Raw genomic sequence first — 1217 nt, 5'->3', positions numbered from 1 at the left:
ACATCGAGCACATGGAGCCGTATGGATTTACTGCTGCGCCGATTCTGGGGGCCGAGGCTGTTGCGGCTTATTTCGATGGCGATCGCTCGCATGGCGTTGTGCTGGTGGTTTCCGACCGGCGCTACCGCCTCAAAGGCTTGAAGACTGGCGAGGTTGCAGTTTATGACGATCAGGGACAGACGGTGACGCTGACCCGCTCCGGGATCGTTGTCAATGGTGCAGGTAAGCCGATCACCTTCATCAATGCGCCAAAGGCACGATTTGAAATGGACATCGAGGCTACCGGCGAAATCAAAGACAAGTGTGATTCCTCAGGGATAACAATGTCTGCAATGCGCCTGGCATACAACGGTCACACCCATAAAGAGAACGGTGACGGCGGCGGCACAACCGACGCTACAACGCAGAAAATGGTGGCGTCATGAATATTATCATTAATGGTGTCGAGCGCACTGTAACGTGGCCGCCTGACCCTCTCACCCGCGCCGTGATTATCTCCCTTTTCTCCTGGCGAAAGGCTGAGCCCGACGACAGCCCGGAGCAGGATAACGGTTGGTGGGGGGACAGTTTTCCATCCATTCAGAACGACCGGATTGGCTCGCGGCTTTATCTCCTGAGCCGTCAGAAGCTAACTAATAAAACGCCACTAAAAGCCCGCGAATATATCAGCCAGGCGCTTCAGTGGCTGGTGGAAGATGGCGTAGCAGTACGGGTAGACGTAAGGGCCGAGCGAACCGGAATTAATACGCTGAGCGCCTCAGTGGTAATCAGCCAGAAAGACGGCAACCGCACGGCGTTTTCCTTTGATGATTTATGGAGTGAACTTAATGGCTGACAGTGGATTTACCCGCCCGACACTCCCTCAGTTAATCACCACAATTCGAAACGATATTCTCACCCGACTGGCAGCCGATACAACACTGGCGGAACTTCGCCGTACTGACGCTGAAGTGTACGGCCGAGTTCAGGCCGCCGCTGTACATACAGTGTATGGCTACATTGATTATCTGGCGCGCAACCTTCTGCCTGATCTGGCAGATGAGGACTGGCTGACCCGGCACGCAAACATGAAGCGATGCCCCCGGAAAGCGGCGACGTATGCAACAGGATTTTCAAGGTGGGATGTGGAAACTGACGGAATTACCATTCCGGCAGGTGTCACAATTCAGCGTGACGACCTGACCTCGTTCACCACTTCGGCTGCAGCCACATCGGCT

General features: G+C 54.8%; 3 protein-coding genes. All 3 read left to right on the top strand.

What is annotated here, in order from left to right; genetic code table 11:
* Positions 1-425 (top strand): phage baseplate assembly protein (locus JS46_RS22760; protein ID WP_033756114.1); only part of this gene is annotated, 425 nt, incomplete at its 5' end.
* Positions 422-835: a phage GP46 family protein gene (locus JS46_RS22755; protein WP_033756112.1), complete on the top strand. Its 414-nt coding sequence runs from the start codon at positions 422-424 to the stop codon at positions 833-835. The genes JS46_RS22760 and JS46_RS22755, both read left to right, overlap by 4 nt.
* A partial coding sequence (locus tag JS46_RS22750) for a baseplate J/gp47 family protein (protein WP_033756110.1) occupies positions 828-1217 on the top strand: 390 nt, incomplete at its 3' end. The genes JS46_RS22755 and JS46_RS22750, both read left to right, overlap by 8 nt.

The sequence above is a fragment of the Pantoea sp. NGS-ED-1003 genome, from assembly GCF_000738765.1.
GTDB classification, from domain to species: Bacteria; Pseudomonadota; Gammaproteobacteria; order Enterobacterales; family Enterobacteriaceae; genus Pantoea; species Pantoea septica.
This window is presented reverse-complemented; position numbering and strand designations above follow the sequence as displayed.

Coding starts and splice junctions, on each gene's coding strand:
- JS46_RS22755 (WP_033756112.1), top strand. CDS start 422: ATGAATATTATCATTAATGGTGTCGAGCGCACTGTAACGTGGCCGCCT.